This is a genomic window from Pedococcus sp. P2_F6 (assembly GCF_056403675.1).
Genome location: NZ_JBFUEZ010000004.1, coordinates 222,646 through 240,680 on the forward strand (window position 1 = coordinate 222,646; position 18,035 = coordinate 240,680).

The window sequence follows — 18,035 nt, forward strand, 5'->3', positions numbered from 1 at the left end:
CCGGAGGGCGCCTCGTGCGGTGCTGCGGGACTGCTACTGCAGGCCGTGGTCGTGCAACCAGGGGGCGGGGTCGATGGCCGCACCGCCGTCGGGGTGGATCTCGAGGTGCAGGTGGGGGCCGGTGGAGTGGCCGGTGTTGCCCGACAGTCCCACGACGTCGCCGGGGGCGACCTTGTCGCCGACGCTGGTCTCGATCTGGCTCAGGTGGCCGAAGACCGACACGGTGCCGTCCCAGTACTCGATCTCGATCTTGTTGCCGTAGCCACCCTCCCAGCCCGCGAAGGTGACGGTGCCGGTGGACATGGCCTTCAGCGGGGTCCCGACCGGGGTGCCGAAGTCGTCGCCGGCGTGCAGTCGGCCCCAGCGCCAGCCGTAGCCGGACGTGAAGACCGCGCCGTTGATGGGCATGACCCACTTCTCGCGGTTCTTGCGGTCGGCCTCGGCCTTGCGGAGGGCCGCGGCGGCGGCAGTCCGCTTGGCGACGGCCTTGCGCTCGGCGGTGCGGGCGATCCGCTGCGCCTCGAGCACGCGGGCCTGGACGGCCGTGACCTGCACCTCGCGCTGCTGGGCGGCCTCGACACGGTTGAACTTGGCGGCGGCCTGGTCCTGGGTCCGGGCCTTGGCAGCACCGTTCAGGTCGAAGTAGGCCGGGGCGGACTCGGCGACGGTTGCACCGGTCGCGGTCACGACGAGGGCGGCAGCGGCTGCCCCCGGCAGCAGGTACCCACTCTTGGCGAAACGGGGTCCCCGACGAGGCGCGCGGTGGCGACCTGGGGCGCGGTGGCGGCCCGAGTAGGAATCTGAACTCACGAAGCGATGACCTTGCGTGCGGGGGGACACGGAGTGACAGAGGGTAGCGTGATCAGTTCGTTATCCAAAATCGTTCCCCAGAAATCCGCCACATATGTCCTAAATGTTCGCCCTCAGGAGCTACGCCGTCGCAGCTCGGTGACGCCAGGGGTGAGGGTGTGCCCCTCGGAGTCCAGGTGCGCCAGCGTGCTCGAGATGCCGTGGACGACGCTCCCGATGATGGGCAGCGACATGTGGCCGACGCCGTGCAGGTCGATGTTGCGGGCCTGTAGGTCGGGGTGGGTCAGGGCGGCGTTGCGCTGCGGGAAGACCATCTGGTCGAGGTCGGACCAGTACACGACGAACCTCGTGCGGCAGTCGGGCACCGGCTGGTCCAGCTCGCGCATCAACCCGCTTCCCGGGCGCAGCTGACGGGTCAGCTGGTTGTGCCATCCGTATGCCGTGTAGGTGCCCTGGTGGGGCGTTCCCAGCGTCACGAGCGTGTGGACGCGCTCGTCGCCGCCCAGCCGGGTGACGTAGTAGCGGGCGATCAGGCCGCCCATCGAGTGGCCGACGACGTGGATCCGCTCGTAGCCGGTCTCGGCCACGAGGGCCTCGACCTCCTCGGCGAGCTGGGCAGCGGCCACGCGCACGTCCGCGGTGAAGGGGGAGTAGTTCATGCTCGTCACGCGGCCGAAGCCCCGTCGACGCAGGCCGAGCCTGAGCAGGGTGAAGATCGACCGGTTGTCCACCATGCCGTGCACGAGCAGGATCGGCGTGCCTGCCGCCTCGACGTCGGAGATGAGCAGGCCGCGCTGGATGGGGGGCAGGTGCTCGACCCCGAAGCCGAGCTGGCTGTCGCGTCCGTGGCGGCCCACGAGGCCCCACGGGTAGAGCGCGAGATGGGTCGTCACCCAGGCCGCCTCGACCGCGGCACCCAGGGCTCCGGTGGGAGTGGCCAGGGCCCTGGCTGCGCCCCCGACGACGTCGTCGGCCGCCGCGGCGGCGGCCCGGACGCCACGCGTCGCCCGGGTGAGGAGGCCGGGGCGCACCGTCTGCGCCGACGGGCGCCGCTGTGCTGCGGCGGGTCGGTGAGGGCGCGGGAGGCTCTGCGACATATCTAGCTGAACGTAGCGGTTGGAGGGGTGGCCATGGTGTGTTCAGCCGAAGTTTGCCGCGTGTCTGCCCGTGGCGTTCGCCACCCGAGGCGCTGTCTGCGACCGGGAGTGGCTAGTCTGCGGCCATGACTGAGTCTCCCCTGCGCGTCGTCGTGGCCAAGCCCGGACTGGACGGCCATGACCGTGGCGCGAAGGTCGTGGCGCGCGCCCTGCGTGACGCCGGCATGGAGGTCGTCTACACCGGGCTGCACCAGACGCCCGAGCAGATCGTCGAGGCCGCCATCCAGGAGGACGCCGACCTGGTGGGCCTGTCGGTCCTCTCGGGCGCGCACATGACCCTCTTCGCCAAGGTGATGGAGCTCCTCAGGGAGCGCGACGCCGCCGACATCATCGTCTTCGGCGGCGGCATCATCCCTGAGGCCGACATCCCCGAGCTCGAGAAGATCGGTGTCGCCAAGGTCTTCACCCCGGGAGCCACCACGACCGAGATCGTGGCGTGGGTGCGCGGCGCGGTCCGGCCCGACGAGGACGCCTGACCCACCTGACTCGCGGCTGACGCTGCGCATGCTGGGACTCAGGGCACCACGGGCAGGCTGAGGGTGGCCGGAGCCTGCGGTGACGCGCGCACTGTCACCGGCTGCACGGCATACGCGTTCTTGTAGGCGGCATCGGTGCTGGCGAGCACCAGCTGGAGCCGGTGGCCGGCCTCGACCCGGTGCACGATCGCGGGCAGCTCGATGTGCACCGGCTGGGTCACGTCGGCCACGCGGACCGGGCTGATCAGTTTGTGCACCAAGGTCTTCGAGCCGTCAGGGGCGACGTCGTAGAGCTTGGCGAAGACCTGCAGCTGACCGCTGGGGCCGACCGACTGGCTGAGCGCCACGGTGGGGGACTCGAAGCGCACGTCCAGGGTGGGAGCGCCGACGATCGTCAGTGGCTTCGACTGCGCCGGTGTCGACCAGGCGCCGAAGGTGCCGGGGGTGTCGAACGGTGTCTTGAGGCCGCTGGGGAGCGCCACCTGGCCCTCGAGCCCGGAGACCTCGCTGTAGGACGCGGCTGCGCCCCCTCCCGGGTTGGACCAGGACGTCGAGCCGGGCAGGATCGAGGACTTCGACGAGACCAGCTCGTCGGCCGACGAGAGGTAGAGCGCCTTGCGCGTGCCCACCGGGTAGCTGCCCGCGCTGGCGTAGGCCGGAGCGGCGCTGCCCGTGTAGCCGACCCAGTCGCGGAAGTAGGAGAACACCGGACCGGTCGAGACGCTGGAGCCCTTGAGGTAGTGGTCGAACCAGTTCTTGATGCGCAGGCCGAGGTAGGTGTCCTCGATGTGCTGCCCGCTCAGGTCGAGCTCGCCCGGGGCGGCCCCGGTGTTCGTGCCGGTCCCCCCGGAGTGGCCCCAGGACTGCCACGCCATGGTCACAGGCACGCCCTGCGCCTTGAGCGAGCGGTAGGTCGAGGCGGCTTCCTGCAGGTTGAACAGGGTGTCGTTCTCCCCCTGAATCAGGAAGGTCGGCACCTTCACCCTGTCGATGTAGTGGCCGACCGACACGCGGTCGGTGAGCTCGAACGTCGTCGGAGTGGGGTACCCGAGGGTGTCCAGCGTGGCCTTCGCCTCGCAGGCCTCGAGCACGAAGTTGGGGCAGCCGACGTTGCGGGTCGGGTCGATCGCGGCGCCCTGCAGCCCGTCGGCGATGCCGACGCCGAAGAACAGCCCGGTCCAGCCGATCTTCTCCGTGCCCGGAGCAGAGTTGGCATAGGTCACGCCCCTCGTGAAGCTCGTGTTGTTCGGCGCGAGGGAGTACCGCAGGTCGTTCCACGTGATCAGGGGGACGAGCGTGTCAACCCTGGAATCGACTGCGGCAGTAGCGAACTGGATCTGTCCACCGTAGGACCCGCCGATCATGCCCAGCCGCGGGTCGTGGGTGGCCGGGTTGTCGAGCACCGTGAAGTCCACGGTCGTCGTCCCCGGCCCACCAGCTGCGCCCCCCACCTGCGATGAGGTGTATGCCGCGGAGCCGCCACCCCCGAGGAAGGTCACCAACGAGGTGGCTGCGACGCCGTCCACGCCGGGGTCGTCGAGCGAGATCTTGCAGCCGCTGTCGGGGAAGCCGAGGCCGGTGTAGGACAGCACCGCGTAGCCGCGCTTGGCGAAGGCCTCGCCCAGCCCTGCCTGGTCGGCCTTGCTGCCGCCGAACCCGTTGGTGGTCAAGATGGCCGGCACCCTCGCGGAGGGGTTAGCGGAATGCGGCTTGTAGAGGTCCGCGTCGATCGTGCAGGTCTGCGGCTGTCCGAGGTCGTTGCTGCCCGCGGGGACGCTGAACTTCAGGCCGGTGTAGGTGTCGACCGAGTCCGGCGTGGAGGCCGCGGCGGCGCCGGGCGCGGCGGCGGCGGGTCCGGCGGCGGGCGCGACGAGCCCTAGGCCCGCAAGGGTTGCGGCCGCAAGCGCGGCGACGGACCGGATCTGGGACGAGGTGCGGCGCGACATCGAGCCTCCACGGTGGGCGCGCGGGCCGGGGTGGCGCCGCAGCAGTGGTCTGACAACGACGCCGTGGCCGGGCCGGTTACGTTCCGGGGTCGCTGGGTTGGCTCCGACCCTGCTCGAGGGCTCCCGTCGGGCTCGGGGCGAGGCTGCCCGGGAGCTTGCCCGCGCGTCCGCATGGTGAGCGCAGCGATCCACGACGTGGACGCGCGAGGAGAGCCAACGGCATACGGCTGACGTCGTCTTGGGCAACGGCAGAGAAAAAGTGCCTGGTATCTGTACGAATCAGCGGGTTCCCACGCATTTGGCAAAGTCTTCGCCAGTTTCATTGACCCGCTCTTCAGGCGGCCGGTTAGGTCAGCACGGCGCGAGGCCCACGGCAACCCTGAGCCGTCCCTGGAGGGGGACTCGACGCCACACGCAGCGCGGGCAACACACCTGCGCATGTCCGAGAAGAGGATTTTCGTGATCCGTCTGTCCACCGGCGCCGCACTCGGCGTCGCAGTCGCAGCCGCAGTGGCCACACCACTGTCCGCAGCGGCAGCCGCACCACAGTCCGCGCCAACCCACGTCGCCAGCGCCGCCTCCGCACAGTCCGGCGCTGACCAGGACCACGCCGCGCTGGGCCTTTCCAAGGACGAGAAGCTCGTGCTGCGCAACGTCCTCACCGACCGTGACGGCACGCAGCACGTCCGCTACGACCGCACCTTCAAGGGCCTCCGGGTCGTGGGTGGCGACCTCATCGTCGAGAAGACCGCAGCCGGCCAGGAAAAGAGCGTGCACTACAACGCCAGTGGGAAGGTCGCCGTCACCTCGACGACCCCGACGGTGACGCGGAGCAAGGCGGTGTCCGAGGGTCGGTCTGCCGGCAAGCAGACGGAGTCCCCGTCCGGTGAGCTGGTCGTGTGGGCCGGCGGCGCCAAGCCCGTCCTGGCCTACGACGTACTGGTCAAGAGCGTGCGGGCCGACCAGGTGCCCTCGCGGATGCACACCCTCGTGGACGCCAAGTCCGGCGCCATCCTCATCAGCTACGACGAGGTGCAGACCGGCACCGGCGACGGCATCTTCTACGACGCGACCCTCGAGACCAAGGCGCACACCGGCGGTGGCTACGAGCTGACCGACACCCACGGCAACAACACTCGGGACGCCCACAACCTGGGCGACCCCAACACCGGTGTCGGCCCGGCGGGTGACCTGTTCCTCGACTCTGACGACCTCTGGGGCAACGGAGCCGTCTCCGACCGGGCCTCGGCCGCGGTGGACGCCCACTACGGCGCCACGACGACGTTCAACTACTACAAGAACATCCTGGGCCGGAACGGCATCTGGAACGACGGTCGCGGCGCTCCCTCCCGCGTGCACTTCGCCAACGCGATGGAGAACGCGTTCTGGGACGGCACCCAGATGTCCTACGGCGACGGCGCAGCCAACGCGGCCCCGCTGACCGAGATCGACGTGGCCGGCCACGAGATGTCCCACGGTGTCACGGAGAACACGGCCGGCTTGGTCTACAGCGGTGACGCGGGCGGCCTCAACGAGGCGACGTCGGACATCTTCGGCACCGCCGTCGAGTTCTACGCCAACAACCCGAGCGACCCGGGCGACTACCTCATCGGCGAGGAGATCAACATCAATGGCAACGGGACGCCGCTGCGCTACATGGACAAGCCCAGCAAGGACGGCGCGTCCAAGGACTGCTGGTCATCGACCCTCGGGCAGCTCAACCCGCACTACTCGTCGGGTCCGCTCAACCACTGGTTCTACCTCGCCTCCGAGGGCAGCGGCGCCAAGACGATCAACGGCGTCAGCTACAACAGCCCGGTCTGCGGCACCGCCCCCGCCGTGACCGGTGGCGGTCGGGCCAACATCGAGAAGGTCTGGTACCGAACCCTCTCGACCAAGCTCACCAGCAACAGCAACTACGCCGCGGCGCGCAACGGGGCGATCAACTCCGCCATCGAGCTCTACGGGGCGACCAGCCAGACCTGCAAGTCGGTCGAGGCGGCCTTCACCGCCATCGCCGTCCCGGCCGGCTCGGCCACGTGCGGCACCACGCCCCCGCCCACCGGTGGCAACCTGCTGCTGAACCCGGGCTTCGAGTCCGGTGCGGTCAGCTGGACCGGCACCTCGGGTCCGATCACCAACAACACCGGGCGTCCGGCACGGACCGGCAGCTGGAAGGCCTGGCTCGGTGGCAACGGCTCCACCTCGACCGAGACGGTGCAGCAGAGCGTGGCGATCCCGTCGACCGTCACGGCCGCAACCCTGTCGTTCTGGCTCCGCACCGACACCGCCGAGTCGGGGAGCACGGCATACGACACGATGAAGGTGCAGGTGGTCGACGGCGCGACGACGACGACGCTGGCGACGTACTCCAACGTGGGGACGAACGCGACCTACACGCAGAAGTCGTTCAACGTCACGGCCTACAAGGGCAAGACCATCACGGTGAAGTTCCTCATGAACGAGGACTCCACGCTGCAGACGTCCTTCGTGGTCGACGACACCGCGCTGGCCACCAGCTAGCGGACCGGAGTCGGGTCGGCGGTTCCCCTGAGCGCCGGCCCGGCTCCCTCCTGACCAGCGGCAGGTCGCGGGCAACCTCCAGTCCGTGACCTGCCGCTTCCTCGCGTCGGCTACGTGCAGATCTTGCGGCGGGAGGCCGGACCCGTGACGTCGGCCAGGAGCTGGCTGACGATGGGTTCGGCCCGTGCCACGCGTTCGTCCCCGAGGTGCACGAGTCCTGTCCCCGCCCCGAAGAGCACATCCAGCTGGTCGGCGACCGTGCTCGGTGAGCCGGTGGGGGTGTCCGTGTCGTGGATCTCGAGGGCTGCCTCGTTGAGGACGGCCAGGCTGGCCTTGTCGATCGTGCAGGTGACCTTTCCCTGCTTGGTCGTGGCCAGCACCCCGCCGTCGTCCTGGATCGAGAGGCTGTCCGAGAAGCCCGCGATCCCCCCGAGCCTGCTCACCGTCAGGGGAAAGCTCGCCCGGCCGGTGACGGTCGGCGAGGGAGCGGCCGGTATCCGTGGGTCCGTGGTCCCGCAGCCGACCAGGGCGAGGGACAGACCGATCAGGCCGATCAGGCCGCCAGTGGCGCGGAAAGACAAGGGTGCGGTTCGCGGCATACCGGACATCCTGCCCACACTTGCCGGTCGTCGTCACGCACCTCGGGCAGACTCACGCCCATGACCTTCACCCGAGCCGAGCTCGACGCCGCGACCAGCGTCGTGCGCCGCCACTTCGCCGCGACCCCGCAGCTCGAGTGGCCGCTGCTGAGCGAGCACGTCGGCGAGGAGGTCTGGGTCAAGCACGAAAACCACACTCCGACAGGCGCTTTCAAGGTCCGTGGTGGGCTGGTCTACGCAGACCGCGCCGCCCGCGAGCGCCCGCAGGTCAAGGGCTTCGTCTCGGCGACGCGCGGCAACCACGGACAGTCCCTCGCGTATGCCGGCCGGGCGGGTGGGCTGCGCGTCGTCATCGTGGTGCCGGAGGGCAACAGCCCGGACAAGAACGCCGCGATGCAGGGTTTCGGCGCCGAGCTGATCGTGCACGGCCACGACTACCAGGAGGCTCGCGAGCACGCGATGGGCCTGGAGACCGAGCTCGGTCTCGAAGCCGTCCCGCCCTACCATCGCGACCTGGTCGTGGGGGTGGGCACCTATGCGCTCGAGCTGTTCGACGCGGCCGGCCCGCTGGACACGGTGTACGTGCCAGTGGGGATGGGTTCGGGTATCTGCGGCCTCATCGGGGTGCGCGACCTCCTGGGCCTGCCCACCGAGATCGTCGGGGTGGTGTCCGAGCGGGCTCCCGCGTCGGCCCTGTCCTTCGCGGCGGGCGAGGTCGTCACGACACCGGAGGCCGCCACTTTCGTCGACGGGGTGGCCTGCCGTGCGCCCATGGCCGACGCCGTGGCCGAGATGGTTCGGGGGGCTGCCCGCATCCTGCAGGTGTCGGAGGACGACACGGCCGAGGCGATGCGGGTCCTGCTCCGCACCACCCACCAGCTGCCCGAGCCCTCCGGCGCCATCGCGCTGGCCGGCCTGCTTGCCGAGGGCGGCTCCCAGAGCGGCCGGCGGGTCGGCGTCATCCTCTCAGGAGGCAACTGCGACGCCGACATCCTCACCACGGTCCTGGCCGGGAGCACGCCGGAGGCCTGAGCTCTCGTTGAGCGCTGCCGCGACCGCGCCGCGCGAGCGATCTGCCGGCGTCGAGCTGTGGCCTCGACGCCACGGATCAACGCCGAACCGGTGGCAGCACGTCGATTCGTGACGCTGGCGCCACGGATCGACGGGGCGGTAACGGCCGGGTGCCATCACGGCACCGGGCCGCTACGGGGCGTCGCCGCGTCCGGCCGGGGCCGGGCCCCTATTGTCGCGGACATGCCCTCCCGTGCTCAGCGTCAACGCACCGCAGCGGTCGCCGGAGTCGCCGTGCTGCTCATCGGGCTCACAGCCGCGTGCTCAGGTGGCAAACCCGCCGCGCGCACCTCCGCGACCACCAGGGCCTCGACGCCGGTGACACCCACGTCCACCCCGAGCACTGCCGGTCCAGCGATGCTTGCGGGAGGGCCGGTGCTCGCCGTCAAGATCGACAACACCCCGGCCGCGCGCCCCCGGATCGGGCTCGACGTGGCCGACGTCGTCTACGTCGAGCCGGTCGAGGGTGGGCTCACGAGGCTCCTGGCCGTTTTCAGCCGCAAGCTGCCGCCCGAGGTGGGGCCGGTCCGCAGTGGTCGGGAGTCGGACGTCGACCTCGTGGCCAACTACGGGAAGGTCGCGCTGGCCTTCTCCGGGTCGTCCGAGTACACGAAGCGGATCCTCGACGCGGGTCGCCAGGTCAACCTCAGCTACGACCAGAGCGCGCGCGGCTACCACCGTGATCGCTCGCGGCCGGCTCCCTACAACGTGATCGGAAGCCCCACGGTGCTCCTCGCCAGGGCGGGGGGCAGCGTCAGGCCCGCCGACATCGGGTTCCGCTACGGGCCCGCAGCCACGGGTGGCACGCCGGCCACCTCGGTCGCCGCCCGGTGGCCCTCCTCCAAGGTCACCCTGACGTGGAACGCCAAGCGCAAGCAGTACCTCGTCACCACCGATGGCCGCCCCGATGTCAGCCCGAGCGGTCGCCAGTACGGCGCCGGCACCGTCGTCGTCCAGTACGTCGCGACGCACAAGTCCAGCAACCGCGACGTCAACGGCCAGCCCACCCCGGTCGTCGACGTGGTCGGCTCCGGCAAGGCGGTGGTCCTCCGGGACGGCACGTCGTGGCAGGGCGTCTGGTCGCGCAAGGGCCTCACGGCACCCACCTCGTTCACGGTGGGCACCCAGCCGCTCACCTTCAACCCGAAGGGTCCCGTCTGGGTGCTCCTCGTCGCGCCCGGGCAGGCCGTCACCGTCCGCTGAGCAGGGCGAGGCCACGCCGAGCGGTGCCTGTGCCGCAGACCGGCCGCCCGGGGCATACCCACCGCTGATGGTGAGATTGGTCCCATTGGGCCCACGGGGCTGCACCCGAGGGAGCCAGCCGGTCCCTACAGGGCTAGTCTCGGCGTCGAACCAAACCCATCCGTAGACGAGGACGTCAGACGTGGATCTGTTCGAATACCAGGCCCGAGACATGTTCGAGGCGCACGGCGTGCCGGTGCTCGCCGGCGCCACCGCCACCACTCCGGAGCAGGCCCGCGCGGCCGCCGAGGAGATCGGTCCCAAGAGCGGCGGCGTGACCGTCGTCAAGGCGCAGGTCAAGACCGGTGGCCGAGGCAAGGCCGGCGGCGTCAAGGTCGCCAAGACCGTTGATGAAGCGGTCGAGGCGGCCGAAGCGATATTGGGCATGGACATCAAGGGCCACACCGTGGGCACCGTGATGATCGCCCAGGGCGCGCAGATCGCCGAGGAGTACTACTTCTCGATCCTGCTCGACCGGGCCAACCGCACCTACCTTGCGATGTGCAGCAAGGAGGGCGGCATGGAGATCGAGCAGCTGGCCGTCGAGCGCCCGGAAGCGCTGGCCCGGCTCGCGGTCGACCCCAACACCGGCATCGACGAGGCCAAGGCACGCGAGATCGTGGCGGCGGCCGGCTTCGACGAGGAGACCGGCGCCAAGATCGTGCCGGTCCTGCAGTCTCTGTGGACCGTCTACCGCGACGAGGACGCCACGCTGGTCGAGGTCAACCCGCTGGTCAAGACGGTGGACGGCGACATCGTCGCGCTGGACGGCAAGGTGACGCTCGACGAGAACGCCGGCTTCCGCCACCCCGACCACGAGGCCCTCGAGGACAAGGCCGCGGCCGACCCGCTCGAGGCCGCCGCCAAGGAGAAGAACCTCAACTACGTCAAGCTCGACGGCTCGGTCGGCATCATCGGCAACGGCGCCGGGCTGGTCATGTCCACCCTCGACGTGGTCGCCTACGCCGGCGAGGAGTTCCCGGGCCAGCCCAAGCCGGCCAACTTCCTCGACATCGGTGGTGGCGCCTCGGCCGAGGTGATGGCCAACGGGCTGCACATCATCCTCGGCGACGAGCAGGTGAAGTCGGTATTCGTCAACGTGTTCGGCGGCATCACCTCCTGCGACGCGGTGGCCAACGGCATCGTCGGCGCGCTGCAGAACCTCGGCGACGAGGCCACCAAGCCGCTGGTCGTCCGGCTGGACGGCAACAACGTGGAGGAGGGCCGGCGCATCCTCGCCGAGGCCAACCACCCGCTGGTGACCATCGAAGAGACCATGGACGGCGCGGCCCGCAAGGCCGCCGAGCTGGCTTCGGCCGCGACGAACTGACCGAAGGAACGGCATACCAATGGCTATTTTTCTCGACGAGAACTCCAAGGTCATCGTCCAGGGCATGACCGGCTCCGAGGGCATGAAGCACACGCAGCGCATGCTCGCCTCCGGCACCCAGATCGTCGGCGGCGTCAACCCGCGCAAGGCGGGCACGTCCGTCGACTTCGACGGTGGCATCTCGGTGCCCGTGTTCGGGACCGTGGCCGAGGCCATCGCGGAGACCGGTGCCAACGCGTCGGTCATCTTCGTGCCCCCGGCCTTCGCCAAGTCGGCCGTCGTCGAGGCGATCGACGCGCAGATCCCGCTCGCGGTGGTCATCACCGAGGGCATCGCGGTCAAGGACTCCGCGGAGTTCTACAACTACTCGCTCGGCAAGGTGACCCGCATCGTGGGGCCCAACTGCCCGGGTCTGATCAGCCCCGGCAAGTCCAACGCCGGCATCATCCCCGCCAACATCGCGGGCGCGGGACGCATCGGCCTGGTCTCGAAGTCGGGCACGCTGACCTACCAGATGATGTTCGAGCTGCGCGAGTTCGGCTTCTCCACGGCCGTCGGCATCGGCGGTGACCCGATCATCGGCACCACCCACATCGACTGCCTCGAGGCGTTCGAGAAGGACCCCGACACCGACGCGATCGTCATGATCGGCGAGATCGGCGGCGACGCCGAGGAGCGGGCAGCGGCCTACATCAAGGACCACGTGACCAAGCCGGTCGTCGGCTACGTCGCCGGCTTCACCGCGCCCGAGGGCAAGACGATGGGCCACGCCGGCGCCATCGTGTCGGGCTCGGCGGGCACGGCTGCCGCCAAGCAGGAGGCCCTCGAGGCCGCCGGGGTCAAGGTCGGCAAGACGCCGTCCGCGACCGCCGACCTGATGCGCGAGATCATGCAGGGTCTGCAGAAGTAGCTTCTGCCGCACCAAGGTTCACGACGGCCGTCACCCCGGAGGGTGGCGGCCGTCGTCGCGTTCAGGTCGTGGAGCAGTCCGCGGTATGCCGCGTGGGCGGCTACTTCTGGCGGGCCAGGGCGAGCAGCCGGTCGAGTTCCGCGAAGCCCTGGGCCGCCGTGCCCTGGAAGCCTTGGCCGTCGCTCGTCCCGTGGAAGACGACAGTCGTCATGGCGCCGGGCGTCGTCATGGTCGTGGTGCCGACCCAGCGATAGGCCGTGCCGGTGGCGTCGCCGGTGACCTTCTTGGTCAGCAGGAAGGTGCCGGCATGCGGCCCGCGCGTCGCGGTGACCTTGCCGTCGGCCTCGGTGCACCCCTTGGCCCGCAGTGACTGCTCCTGCGACACCTGGTCCTTCGCCCACGCCTTGCGAGCGCCTGGGTCGGCCGACTGGTCGACGCGCACCCGCTGGTGTCCGATCACGTTCGCGTCGCCCCTTCCGGCCCGGAGCTCGACTACTCCGAACTGGCCCCCGATGCCGGACAGGTAGTCGTCGGTCTCACAGAACACGCCGATGCCACCCAGATCGGCCGCCGACCCAGCCGCCCCGGCGTAGGCGGGAGCGCCCGCCGCGAACCGCGCCGACGTCCACTGGGAGGCTGCGACGAACAAGTCGGACGAGGGGAGTGGGTCGGCGCCGGCGACGGGCATCTGCTCGTTGATCGCCTTCGCGCCGGGGCCGCTGGGCACTGTGGTGGTCGGCGACGGGCCCGCGGCGGCGTAGCGGTCGAGTCGTGCCTGGGCGATGCGCGCGAGCGTGGCCACCTCGTCCTCGGTGAAACCTCCGAGCGAGACGTCGTTGAACGCTGGGTCGATCACCTGGAGCAGGGTCACGCCAGCAGTACCCCCGGCGACGGCGAACCAGCCTGAACCGGCGTCGGTCGTCGCATAGCTGTAGACCGAGACATCGCCGACCAGCCCGGGCGTGACCTTGAACCCCGGTCCCGCCTGGCACTTCGGCACGCTCTGCTCGAGCGCAACGACCTGGTCCTTGAGGTCGCCCTTTCCGTCGTACTGCCAGTAGGTCGCGGCGCCGGACACCGGGGAGTTGGCCTGGGTGGCCGACTCCTGGCGAGTCGCCTTGCCCAGTGCGTCGCCGCACTCGACCCCACCGCCCTTGGTGATCGGCGTGACCGTCACCGAGCCAACGGGCAGCTGCAGCGACTCCTGCCACTCGTTGGCGACAGGCAGGACGCCTGGGACGTCGAGACTGCTCGTGGTCGTAGGGGAGGAGGAGGCGCTGGTCGTGGCGCTGCGCGTCGCCGGCACCAGCGGGCTTGCGGCCTCGCGACCGAACTGGGAGTAGCCCACCGTCCCGACCACCACCGCTGCCGCGGCAGCAGCCGCCGTCCACGTGAGCTGCCGCTGGCGACGCCGCGCCATACCCCTTGCCCTGACGAAACGGACGTCGGGCAGGGGTGCGGCTTCGACGTCGGCGCGCAGCGACGTCAAGGCAGCCCGCAGCCGGGCGTCGTGCTCCGCCGTCCAGTCGTCGTGCTCAGCCATGGGGGTTCTCCTCGTGCCGCAGGGCCTGCGCGAGCTGTGCGCGGCCCCGGTGCAGGCGCGCCTTGACGGTGCCTGCGGGGGTGTTGGTCTCGTGGGCGATCTGGTCGATGGACAGGTCGCCGATGTAGTACAGGGTCACGGCTTCACGGACCGGGTCGGGCAGCGTCCGCAGTGCCGTCACGACCGCGACCCTGTCCTCGGTCGGCGGGCCCGTGGTGTCGTGGGCGCCGTGGCGTTCGTGGGCGCGGTCCTGGCTGGACTTCTTGCGCCACCCGGAGATGGCGATCCGTCGAGCGACGGTGCGCACCCAGGCGAGCGGGTCGTCGTGCGTGCGCACGGTGGACCACTGCTGCCAGGCGCGGGCGTAGGCCTCCTGGGTGGAGTCCTGGGCCACGGTGAGGTCACCGGTGAAGGCATAGACGAGGTGCACGACCCGGCGGGCGGTGTCGCGGTAGAACGCGTCGAACTCCGCCTCGGCGGACTGCGCGCCCATCGACACCCCCTGTCTGGTCGGTACTGCAGTGCCCGTCGGCACTTCAGCGCCCATCGGAACCGCTGGGGCCATCACACCGCAGCAGACGCGCTCGCGCGAGGTTGGGTTGCGGCGCGTTCGGACATTTCTCCGGGGTGTTCGGCGTTGCACGACGGCTGCGTCGTCCCGGTCCGCGACGATGGAGCAGCGATGACTGTGATGGAACTACTGCGTGGGGGCACCTCGTCGACCGACGGCGCGCCAGGCCTCGTCGCGCACCGGCGGGCCCTGGTGGCCGGGGCGCTGGCGGCGGCAGGTTCGGCGGCCGTCTTCGTCCTGCCGGCGCTGCTCGTCTGGGTGGCCGCGCCCGAGAGCACCGTGTCGTGGACCACCTCCCTGGGCGTCGGCGCGAGCCTGTGGCTGCTGGCCGGCGGCGCGCACCTGACCCTCGGTGTCGCGCACGTGACCGTGGTCCCCCTGCTCGCCTTCGGCGTGAGCGTCGTGATCGGCTCGTGGGCCGCCGGACGTGCGGCCCGTGAGGCCGCCGAGGCGCGCACCATCCGCCTCGTCCGGGACACCGTTCACGGCCCTGTCGCCTTCGCCCTCGGTGCCTGGACCGCCGGGTATGCCGCCTGCGCGCTGCTGTGGGTCCTCGTCGCGTTCCTGGCGGGTCCGAGCCCGGTCGCGTGGACGCTCGTCCTTCCCGTGCTCTTCGTGCCCACCCTCTCCGCCACGACCGCACTGGCCAGGCTGGTCAAGGGGCGACCCGAGCTCGCCGGACCCGGTCTGGGCCGACCCTCGTGGTTCCCCGATGCCGTGCGACGCGCGGTGCGCCCGGGGCTGGAAGGTGCCGCCACGATGCTGGGGATCGGCATGGCGCTGTGTGTGCTCTTCGTGGTGCTCCACTTCGACCAGGTGAGCCACCTCCAGGGTGAGCTGGCTCCCGGCGTCATCGGTGGCGCGGTCCTGGTCGTCGCCCAGCTGTCCGTGCTCCCCAACCTGGCTCTCTGGGCAGTGTCGTTCGTCGCCGGCACGGGGTTCTCCGCGGTGGAGGGCGCCTCGGCGACCTGGACGGGCAGCCGCACCTCCCTGTTGCCGATGGTGCCGGTGTTCGGGGCACTGCCCCAGCCGGGTGCCTTTCCGGGCCTGCTTCCCCTCGTGGTCCTCCTGCCGGTCGCGACCGGTGCCTTCATCGGCTGGCGTTCACTGCGCGCGGTGGCCCGCCTCTCGACCGAGCGCACGAAGCTCACCGTCACCGGCACGGCCGTGGTGGTGGCCGCGGGGGCGATGGGACTGCTCGACGTCCTGGGTGGCGGTTCGCTCGGGCTCGCGCGGCTTTCCGACATCGGGGCACCGGCCGGGATGCTGACCCTCGCGCTGCTGGTCGAGTTCGGCGCCGGCGCGTCACTGGTTCTCGCCTGGGACCGGTGGAAGCTCCGAGGCTGACCCTGCCCGTCGCCCTGTGGATGGACGCGGTGACCACGGCTGCGGGGGCGGTCGGTATCGTTCCTGACCGTGACTGCGCCTGAGCCCACCGGGATCGTCGTCCTGGTCTCCGGGTCGGGCACCAACCTCCAGGCGATCATCGACGCCGCGGCCGAGCCGGCCTATGGCGTCCGGATCCTCGCGGTGGGCGCGGATCGCGCGGGCATCAGCGGCCTGCACCGCGCGGCGGCCGTGGGCATCCCCACCTTCGTATGCCGCGTCGAGGACCACGACTCGCGCGCCGACTGGGATGCCGCGCTGGCGGAGCGGATCGGCGACCACGGTCCGGCCTTCGTCGTGTCCGCAGGCTTCATGAAGCTGCTCGGCCCGGCCGTCCTCGGCCGCTGGACCGTGATCAACACCCACCCCGCCCTCCTGCCGGCGTTCCCCGGCGCCCACGCGGTTCGCGACGCGCTCGCGGCCGGAGTTGCGCAAACCGGCTGCACCGTGCACGTCGTGGACGCGGGGATAGACACCGGACCGGTGCTCGCCCAGGCGGCGGTGGACGTCCTTGCCGACGACACCGAGGACACCCTCCACGAGCGCATCAAAGCTGTCGAGCACCCGCTGCTCGTCCAGGTCGTGGGCCGCGCGGCCCGCGAAGGAATCACCGTTTCCGATGGGAAGGCCACCATCCCGTGACCGAGCAGTCCACCACCCCCACCACCGATGCCCCGGACCCCGGGCGCCGGCCGATCCGCCGGGCGCTGATCTCGGTCTATGACAAGACCGGACTGGAGGAGCTGGCCCGAGGGCTGCACGAGGCCGGGGTCTCGCTGGTGTCGACCGGTGGTTCGGCCGCCCTCATCGAGGGCCTCGGCCTCCCGGTCACCAAGGTCGAGGACCTGACCGGATTCCCCGAGTGCCTCGAGGGCCGGGTCAAGACCCTGCACCCTCGCGTTCACGCCGGGATCCTCGCCGACACGCGCAAGGCCGACCACCTGAGCCAGCTCGCCGAGCTGGAGGTCGAGCCGTTCGAGCTCGTCGTCGTGAACCTCTACCCGTTCCGCGAGACCGTCGCGTCTGGCGCCGGACCTGACGAGGTCATCGAGCAGATCGACATCGGCGGACCCTCGATGGTGCGGGCCGCGGCCAAGAACCACCCGAGCGTGGCCGTCATCACCGACCCCGCGGCATACCCGGCAGTTCTTGCAGCGGTCGCGGGCGGGGGGTTCACGCTCAGCGAGCGCAAGCGGTTGGCGGCCCAGGCGTTCGTGCACACCGCTGACTACGACAACGCGGTCGCGAACTGGATGGGCAACGCCTACACCGACACCTCCGACGGCACCGGCTTCCCCGCGTGGACGGGCGCCACGTTCCAGCGGGCCAACGTGCTGCGTTACGGCGAGAACCCGCACCAGCCGGCCGCCCTCTACACGCACTGGCGTCCCGGCGTGGCGTCCGCGGAGCAGCTGCACGGCAAGGACATGTCCTACAACAACTACATCGACACCGACGCCGCTGTCCGCGCTGCCTTCGACCACGGCGACCAGCCCACGGTGGCGATCATCAAGCACGCCAACCCCTGCGGCATCGCCGTGGGCGCCACTGTCGAGCAGGCGTATGCCGCGGCTCACGCCTGCGACCCGGTGTCCGCCTACGGGGGCATCATCGCCACGAACGTGCCGGTGACCAAGGCGATGGCGCTCGCGGCGAACGAGACGTTCAGCGAGGTCATCGCGGCTCCGTCGTTCGACGCCGACGCGCTGGAGGTGTTGCGGGAGAAGAAGAACCGTCGCCTCCTCCAGCTCCCCGCAGACATGGCGGCGCACCGCGACCCGATCGAGACGCGGCCGATCAGCGGAGGGCTGCTCGTGCAGCTGCCGGACCGCATCGACGCGGTCGTCGAAGGCGAGACGCCCGGTGGCGACGACGCCTCGCGCTGGCGGCTCGTGGCTGGCGCGGCCGCCGACGAGTCGACCCTCGCGGACCTGCAGTTCGCCTGGCGAGCCGTGCGCGCGGTGAAGTCCAACGCGATCCTGCTGGCCAAGGACGGCGGCTCGGTGGGCATCGGCATGGGCCAGGTCAACCGGGTGGACTCGTGCCACCTCGCTGTGTCACGGGCGAACGCCGACGGAGCCGACCGGGCCCGTGGTGCGGTCGCTGCGTCCGACGCCTTCTTCCCCTTCGCCGACGGACTGCAGGTGCTGCTCGACGCGGGGGTGCGTGCGGTCGTCGCGCCTGGTGGCTCGGTGCGCGACGAGGAGGTCGTCGCAGCTGCCGAGGCCGCCGGCGTGACGATGTACTTCACCGGCACCCGTCACTTCAGTCACTAGCCACAGCGCGCACTGACTCCTCCCACTAGGCGACGTGTTGCCGCCAGATCGTCACTGACCCCCTTCGCGGGGCCTCCGGTGACGACGAGGGGGCAACAGGTCCCGCGGGTAGGCGACTTGTTGCCGCCAGGTCGTCACTGACCCCCGCATCGGGGCCTCCGGTGACGACGAGGCGGCAACAAGTGCGGGTGGGCG

General features: G+C 70.6%; 15 protein-coding genes. 9 read left to right on the forward strand and 6 right to left on the reverse strand.

Annotation, left to right across the window (positions count from 1 at the left end; all coding sequences use genetic code 11):
• Nucleotides 1–33: 33 nt before the first annotated feature.
• Complete coding sequence (locus tag AC1DWP_RS12595; RefSeq protein WP_477614813.1) at nt 34–810, reverse strand: M23 family metallopeptidase; 777 nt, start codon at nt 808–810, stop codon at nt 34–36.
• 113 nt (nt 811–923) lie between these two features.
• Nucleotides 924–1,841, reverse strand: a complete 918-nt coding sequence (locus AC1DWP_RS12600; protein WP_477614814.1) for an alpha/beta fold hydrolase — start codon at nt 1,839–1,841, stop codon at nt 924–926.
• Between the two features lie 191 nt (nt 1,842–2,032).
• Here AC1DWP_RS12600 and AC1DWP_RS12605 point away from each other — a divergent pair, with 191 nt between their 5' ends.
• Nucleotides 2,033–2,443 (forward strand): cobalamin B12-binding domain-containing protein, encoded by a 411-nt coding sequence (locus tag AC1DWP_RS12605; RefSeq protein ID WP_477614815.1) that lies wholly within the window; start codon nt 2,033–2,035, stop codon nt 2,441–2,443.
• Nucleotides 2,444–2,481: 38 nt separating this feature from the next.
• On the opposite strand, the gene AC1DWP_RS12610 is transcribed toward AC1DWP_RS12605, so the two are convergent.
• Nucleotides 2,482–4,389 carry a CocE/NonD family hydrolase gene (locus AC1DWP_RS12610; RefSeq protein ID WP_477614816.1) on the reverse strand — a complete coding sequence of 636 codons (1,908 nt, stop codon included), beginning with the start codon at nt 4,387–4,389 and terminating at the stop codon, nt 2,482–2,484.
• A gap of 459 nt (nt 4,390–4,848) precedes the next feature.
• On the opposite strand from AC1DWP_RS12610, the gene AC1DWP_RS12615 reads away from it, so the two are divergent.
• Nucleotides 4,849–6,912 (forward strand): M4 family metallopeptidase, encoded by a 2,064-nt coding sequence (locus AC1DWP_RS12615; protein WP_477614817.1) that lies wholly within the window; start codon nt 4,849–4,851, stop codon nt 6,910–6,912.
• A gap of 110 nt (nt 6,913–7,022) precedes the next feature.
• Here AC1DWP_RS12615 and AC1DWP_RS12620 read toward each other — a convergent pair whose 3' ends face one another.
• The gene (locus tag AC1DWP_RS12620; RefSeq protein WP_477614818.1) at nt 7,023–7,511 is read right to left on the reverse strand and encodes a hypothetical protein; all 489 of its coding nucleotides are present in this window, start codon (nt 7,509–7,511) and stop codon (nt 7,023–7,025) included.
• 60 nt (nt 7,512–7,571) lie between these two features.
• Here AC1DWP_RS12620 and AC1DWP_RS12625 point away from each other — a divergent pair, with 60 nt between their 5' ends.
• The 4 genes from AC1DWP_RS12625 to sucD all read left to right on the forward strand — a co-directional run bounded on the left by AC1DWP_RS12625 (nt 7,572) and on the right by sucD (nt 12,064).
• Nucleotides 7,572–8,543 (forward strand): threonine dehydratase, encoded by a 972-nt coding sequence (locus tag AC1DWP_RS12625; RefSeq protein ID WP_477614819.1) that lies wholly within the window; start codon nt 7,572–7,574, stop codon nt 8,541–8,543.
• Nucleotides 8,544–8,765: 222 nt separating this feature from the next.
• Nucleotides 8,766–9,785, forward strand: coding sequence for a DUF3048 domain-containing protein (locus AC1DWP_RS12630; RefSeq protein ID WP_477614820.1), 1,020 nt, complete (start codon nt 8,766–8,768; stop codon nt 9,783–9,785).
• A gap of 181 nt (nt 9,786–9,966) precedes the next feature.
• Nucleotides 9,967–11,154: an ADP-forming succinate--CoA ligase subunit beta gene (sucC, locus tag AC1DWP_RS12635; protein ID WP_477614821.1), complete on the forward strand. Its 1,188-nt coding sequence runs from the start codon at nt 9,967–9,969 to the stop codon at nt 11,152–11,154.
• A 19-nt stretch (nt 11,155–11,173) separates the two neighbouring features.
• Entirely contained in the window at nt 11,174–12,064 is an 891-nt protein-coding gene (gene sucD, locus AC1DWP_RS12640; protein WP_477614822.1) for a succinate--CoA ligase subunit alpha, read from the forward strand.
• A 100-nt stretch (nt 12,065–12,164) separates the two neighbouring features.
• On the opposite strand, the gene AC1DWP_RS12645 is transcribed toward sucD, so the two are convergent.
• Together AC1DWP_RS12645 and AC1DWP_RS12650 are read right to left on the reverse strand one after the other, a co-directional pair.
• Nucleotides 12,165–13,607 carry a hypothetical protein gene (locus AC1DWP_RS12645; protein ID WP_477614823.1) on the reverse strand — a complete coding sequence of 481 codons (1,443 nt, stop codon included), beginning with the start codon at nt 13,605–13,607 and terminating at the stop codon, nt 12,165–12,167.
• Entirely contained in the window at nt 13,600–14,100 is a 501-nt protein-coding gene (locus tag AC1DWP_RS12650) for an RNA polymerase sigma factor (RefSeq protein WP_477614824.1), read from the reverse strand. Before AC1DWP_RS12650 ends, AC1DWP_RS12645 begins: the two co-directional genes overlap by 8 nt.
• Nucleotides 14,101–14,289: 189 nt before the next feature.
• Between AC1DWP_RS12650 and AC1DWP_RS12655 the strand changes: the two genes are divergently transcribed.
• From AC1DWP_RS12655 to purH, 3 genes are all read left to right on the forward strand, one after another.
• The gene (locus AC1DWP_RS12655; RefSeq protein WP_477614825.1) at nt 14,290–15,525 is read left to right on the forward strand and encodes a cell division protein PerM; all 1,236 of its coding nucleotides are present in this window, start codon (nt 14,290–14,292) and stop codon (nt 15,523–15,525) included.
• A gap of 69 nt (nt 15,526–15,594) precedes the next feature.
• Nucleotides 15,595–16,206 (forward strand): phosphoribosylglycinamide formyltransferase, encoded by a 612-nt coding sequence (purN, locus tag AC1DWP_RS12660; RefSeq protein ID WP_477614826.1) that lies wholly within the window; start codon nt 15,595–15,597, stop codon nt 16,204–16,206.
• Nucleotides 16,203–17,840 (forward strand): bifunctional phosphoribosylaminoimidazolecarboxamide formyltransferase/IMP cyclohydrolase, encoded by a 1,638-nt coding sequence (purH, locus tag AC1DWP_RS12665; protein WP_477614827.1) that lies wholly within the window; start codon nt 16,203–16,205, stop codon nt 17,838–17,840. Before purN ends, purH begins: the two co-directional genes overlap by 4 nt.
• Nucleotides 17,841–18,035: the final 195 nt, after the last annotated feature.